The sequence below is a fragment of the Haliscomenobacter sp. genome (assembly GCF_040403615.1).
Lineage (GTDB): Bacteria > Bacteroidota > Bacteroidia > Chitinophagales > Saprospiraceae > Haliscomenobacter.
The window spans coordinates 1-5,084 of record NZ_JBBAKG010000152.1; the positions used below are offsets into that span (position 1 = coordinate 1).

Below are 5,084 nucleotides of genomic sequence, written 5' to 3' on the forward strand. Positions count from 1 at the left end.
GGGGCAAAAACTACCCCGCCAAAGCAAACTTGAATTCATTTTCTACAAATTGCTCTAAAGAGATTTTCCCCTCGTATACATTTGTCTTGCGGTCAAAATCGGCTTGGTACGTTGGTGAAAGGATCGCGTTGTACAGATCGCTATAACCGTGTGCAATGGTAGCTGGAAGACCCGCTCCGATCATGCCATTAACGGCATCTTCCCGGCTGCTTTGCACAAAAGAAATTTCCTTGCCGGTAGCCTTGTTGATGGCCGCAGTCATCTCGCCAAAAGATAAATTCTCTGGAGATGCAACGTAATGAACCGAATTGCCTTTGAAGTCCAACGCGAGCAACTTTTGTGCGGCGATAGCGGCAATGTCATCGGTGTGCACAAGGGTGAATTTGAAATCAGCAGGCATCGGCTGTGCAATGATCCCCATGTGCTTGATCATATCCAACACGCTGTACAGGTTTTGGAAAAAATAACCCGGGCGCAAATGCAAAACGTTCAATCCAGGGATGTTGTTCAGCATTTTTTCAAGGTAAAACAAGCCACTCACCGGGCCAGCGCCTTCGGGTAAATTTGCGCCCATCGAGCTCAAATTCACCACATAAGGGACTTTCTCGCTGTATACCGCCAAGGTGATGGCCGTAGCGATTTCAATTTGAAAAGTGCGCCAATCTTGCAAATCCCATTTCGGTGGAATCAGGGTATAAACAGCTTGTGCACCCGCAAATGTTTGCGCCAAAAATGCGGTGTCGTGTAGGTCGCCAACAGCTACTTTTGCGCCTTTGTCTGCCAGCTCTTGTGCTTTAGCTGCGTCACGGGTTACAATCGTCACGGCTTTGCCAGCGGCCAATAGGGTTTCGGTGATTTTTTTTCCGGTGTGGCCGGTTCCTCCAAGAATAACGTACATGTTTTTATGGTTTTGTGTTGGTAAATTTATTGATTCATACATACTGGTTGGTATGTTATTTGCGCTAAAAAAAAGCAACAATGTTGCTTTTGTATCCAATCTGAGGCCATGATGTATCACGCGCTAGGCACGAAACGATTCAAGGTAATTGACCAATTGTTGGATGTTGCGGTGAAAACTGACTACACTCATCAATACTTTGGCCACGCCATACGCGCCTTCCATCCCAGCTACCATAAAGCCCGCAACTGCCGCGCAATCGGCATCTGCTTTGACTTGCCCATTGCGTATACCGCGCTCCAACGCCTTGGTGGTGTAATTGATCATGCCATCCATCACCACTTTTAGCCGCAGGCGAAAAGATTCATTGATGGGAGACATTTCCTGCACGAGGTTATTTAAAGGACAGCCCAAATGAATCTCATCAGGAGTTGCCTTGTTGGCCAACCATTGCAAATGCTTTTGCAACAAATCGATGGGATGCTCATCTACATCCTCCAGACCGCGAAAAAACTGCAAATAGGACGGTTCGATGAGTTCATCGATCACGGCCAAGCCAATCGCGTCCTTACTTGGAAAGTAATGATACAGTGCACCCTTGGTGATGCCGAGATCGGCAATCACCCGGTCGGCACGCAAGCCCTGGAAACCATTTTTGTGGATGTCCTGAAACATGCGGCCAAGGATTCGTTCTCTGGTATCCGTTGCGTTCATGATGCAAATGTATACATACTAGTTGGTATGCACAAGTGGTTTGGCATTTTTTTTTGATTTTTTATCAATTTGATCGCGTTATTGAGTCCGGGCTAATTCGCATTTCCCTTCACCATACGGTGGATATTGTACATCAACCCAATTGCAACAACCATTGTTCCTGCCACAACATAGCCCAAAAGCGGATAATTTTCCAGGTGGCCATCTGCGGCCTGGTGCACAATCATGCCTGCAATACCTGAAGCGATACCGCCAGAGATCTGTGAGATGGACGCATTGACCCCCATAAATGCACCTCGATCAGCAGGAGCAGGGATACCACTCACCAAAGCAGTAGATGAAATCATCCTCGAGGTAATGCCCACAAACATGAGTACACTCATCAAAATGATGATCCACAAAGGTGTAACTCCAAAGTTGCAATAAATCACCACGATAATGATGGTCAGGATCGATCCAATTGTGAATACTTTTATGCTCCCAATGGAATCACTCAAGCGCCCAATCAGTGGCCCTGCAATCATGGAACAAACGCCTGTCACCAGGTAGATGATTGGCAACTGATCGAAAGTAACTCCAAGGTTGTTGATGGAAAAAGTACTGCCAAAGGGCATCAACATAAAGCCGCCAGTGGAAAGCAAAATTGTACCCAAAAAACCTTGCAAATAGCGCGGCTTGGATACCGTAGCAAGGAGATGACTAAAGGCAGATTGGTCTTTTTGCAGCGCCAAATGCAAAGTGACGGGTTTCAAGCGCAATAAAATCAGAAAAAACATGGGAATGCTGATTCCGACAATCAATAAAAAAGGCGCATGCCAATCAAACAGGTTGGCAAAATAGAGGCCCACGGGCAAGCCCATAATCTGGCTTACGGCAAACGCCATTTGCACAAAACCCATCACTCGACCCCGCATTTCTAACGGAAACAAGTCGGTGATGATGGCAAAAGCGATTGAACCAATGACTCCGCCAAAAATGCCCGTGACGATGCGGGCCATCATCAAAAACGAATAGGTTGGCGCAATGCCACACAACAGCGTTCCCACAATAAAACCTGCATAAAAGAACAACAACAAGATTTTGCGGTCGAACCGATCGGCAAAACCTGCCGCCAAAATCCCCGAAATCCCCGCACTAAACGCGTAGGCAGAAACCACCAATCCAAACTGAGTAGTAGTAATGCTCAATTCGGCCAGTAATTGTGCGCCCAAAGGCGACAAAACCATGAAATCGAGAATGATGGTAAATTGGAGCGTTGCCAAAATGGCCACTACGAGCCACTGGTAAGGTGTAAATTTGAGTAGCGCTGATGACATGTCAATTAGGGTGCCGAAGCATTGAGCACTGGAGGATAAATACCTTGATAATACCAGTACTTAGGTGTTTTAATCGGGCAATTCTTCGATGGAAAAACCCATGGATTGTACGGCCAGGATGATTTCTGCGGTGTTTACAAATGAACTTACTGTGCGAAGAATGCGATCGCAATCGCTTAAATCAACAGTAGCACGGATGACGAATCCATCGGTTTTAAGTTTATTACAAACGCGGTTCGCCTCCTGTCGTTTGTCAATATTGGTTTTGAACACCCCAATTGAAGAGGGTGTAGGCGAAGCGGAAGTCGGAAGTTTAGGGAAGACCACGGGTCTTTTTGCAAGCAGATACATCGTAGCTGAATTAATTGAAACAAATTTAAGTATTTTTTAAGGATATGTACGAGAAAGTGCTTGGACGCAAATTAATGATCGGCTAGTGCTAAATTAATTCTTCCAACATGGTTTTCATGGCACCGAGCAAGTGTTGCCAATTCTGTTCACTGTGCTCCAATACCTCAGCAGAACGTACATTGTCTTGCTCGATGGTCACCAATGTGCCCTGTTCGGTAGGTTCAAAAGTGTAGGTGATGGTTTGGTAATTTTCGGGTAGGTCTTCTACTTCAGCTTTGGAAAAACTGCTCCAATAATTGTACTTGACTACATGTGGTGGATCGAATTGCAGTACCGTACCATGGTCTTCAAATTCTACGCCTTCCCACTCTCCACGGTAAGCGATGGGTTGGCCTACTTGCCAGGTGGTGACCAATTCTGATCCCCAAAATAAGGCTTTCACGGATTCGGGTTCGGTCAATGCTGCGCATGCTTTTTCAATCGGCGCAGAGATTTCCATACTGGTTTTAAGCACAAAAGGATGTTTCATCTGGATGATTTTTTTTTCTTGACACAAAGAAACACCCTCCCACTGACAACCCTATGTCAGTGCCAAAATCAATCGAAAAAAAAGCACTTACCACTTGTACACCTCCACCTGGTATTCACTGAGCGGGATGTGATCCTGCTTCCGGAAAGGTTCAGTGGTAGCAAGTAGTTTTTGGATGCGCGACACCCTAAAATCCCGGTATTCTTCGCGTTTCCAACACCAACCGATCAGGTGCCAGTTGAGGGAGTAAAAGATCAGCCCAATGGCTTCTACATCGCGGCAACTGACTTCTTGGGCCGCGTTTTCGTAGTGGACTTTCAGGATGGTCTTGTTGACAATTGCAGTCTGAATTTCCGCCAAAAAATCGTAATCGTTTTGCAAACAACTGGGACGCAGCGCTTGCACGCTCTCGTGCATTTGCTCCATTTTGTCCTTTTCAGCGGTTTTGAGCACCGCTTTGACCTTGTTCAAAGCCGAGGCATAATGGCGGCGGATACCCTGATCGGCAAAGCGCATCACCAAAGGCTCCATTAGGCTCAAAGCATTGGCTTCTTCATTGCTGAACACGACTGGAGGCAAAAAATAACCCTGCATCACAAAATAGCCCCGCCCAGGCTCAAAGCCTACGGGAATGCCGATTTCGTCCAATGCCCGAATGTCGCGGTACACGGTACGCACACTGATTTCGAAGCGTTGAGCAATCGCCTCAGCACTGAGGTGTTTCTTGGATTGCAGCGCAGTGACAATTCCCATCAACCGATCTACCCGATTCATAAGCACTTGATTTGGGATGGAAACTATCTGGTTTTTCTAAACAACAGTCCATCTACACTCCAGGCGCCGGAACCACTAAACAAAAACAACACCCCAAACAGCACAAACATAAAGGGATGCTGATCTTCGTTCCAAAACTTGCCATGCCCGATGAAAAAAGTGATATAGGCCAGCGTACCAATGCATATCAATGCGCCAATGCGCGTCAGCAAGCCCAATGCCAACAGGATACCCGACACCAATTCAGCTCCTTTCCCAAGGTAGGCCAAAAATGCACCGTTCGAGCCTTTGAAGGGCTCCCAGTCAAAATAACCTTTCATCATTTCTGGATACAGTACTTCCCGACCGTGGTAAATCAGCAATAACCCCAGGGTAATGCGCAAAATGGCCAATGTCTTGTCGAGGTAAAATGGTGAGGTGCCAAAAAATGATTGCATGGTTTTAGGTATTTTTTACAAATTAAAGACACTTTTTGTAAATTACCCAAAGAATTAGATGAATT

General features: G+C 46.2%; 7 protein-coding genes. All 7 read right to left on the bottom strand.

Annotated features, from left to right (window positions below):
• Nucleotides 1–10: 10 nt before the first annotated feature.
• The 7 genes from ABW391_RS26790 to ABW391_RS26820 all read right to left on the bottom strand — a co-directional run bounded on the left by ABW391_RS26790 (nt 11) and on the right by ABW391_RS26820 (nt 5,019).
• Nucleotides 11–898, bottom strand: a complete 888-nt coding sequence (locus ABW391_RS26790) for an NmrA family NAD(P)-binding protein (RefSeq protein ID WP_353484982.1) — start codon at nt 896–898, stop codon at nt 11–13.
• 123 nt (nt 899–1,021) lie between these two features.
• Nucleotides 1,022–1,612: a TetR/AcrR family transcriptional regulator gene (locus ABW391_RS26795; protein WP_353484983.1), complete on the bottom strand. Its 591-nt coding sequence runs from the start codon at nt 1,610–1,612 to the stop codon at nt 1,022–1,024.
• A gap of 92 nt (nt 1,613–1,704) precedes the next feature.
• A complete protein-coding gene (locus tag ABW391_RS26800; protein WP_353484984.1) occupies nt 1,705–2,928 on the bottom strand; it encodes an MFS transporter in 1,224 nt (407 codons plus the stop codon).
• 69 nt (nt 2,929–2,997) lie between these two features.
• On the bottom strand, nt 2,998–3,279 hold the full coding sequence (locus tag ABW391_RS26805; protein ID WP_353484985.1) for a hypothetical protein: 282 nt from the start codon (nt 3,277–3,279) through the stop codon (nt 2,998–3,000).
• Nucleotides 3,280–3,367: 88 nt separating this feature from the next.
• The gene (locus ABW391_RS26810; RefSeq protein ID WP_353484986.1) at nt 3,368–3,808 is read right to left on the bottom strand and encodes an SRPBCC family protein; all 441 of its coding nucleotides are present in this window, start codon (nt 3,806–3,808) and stop codon (nt 3,368–3,370) included.
• A gap of 87 nt (nt 3,809–3,895) precedes the next feature.
• On the bottom strand, nt 3,896–4,582 hold the full coding sequence (locus tag ABW391_RS26815) for a helix-turn-helix transcriptional regulator (protein WP_353484987.1): 687 nt from the start codon (nt 4,580–4,582) through the stop codon (nt 3,896–3,898).
• 23 nt (nt 4,583–4,605) lie between these two features.
• On the bottom strand, nt 4,606–5,019 hold the full coding sequence (locus ABW391_RS26820; RefSeq protein ID WP_353484988.1) for a DoxX family protein: 414 nt from the start codon (nt 5,017–5,019) through the stop codon (nt 4,606–4,608).
• Nucleotides 5,020–5,084 lie beyond the last annotated feature (65 nt).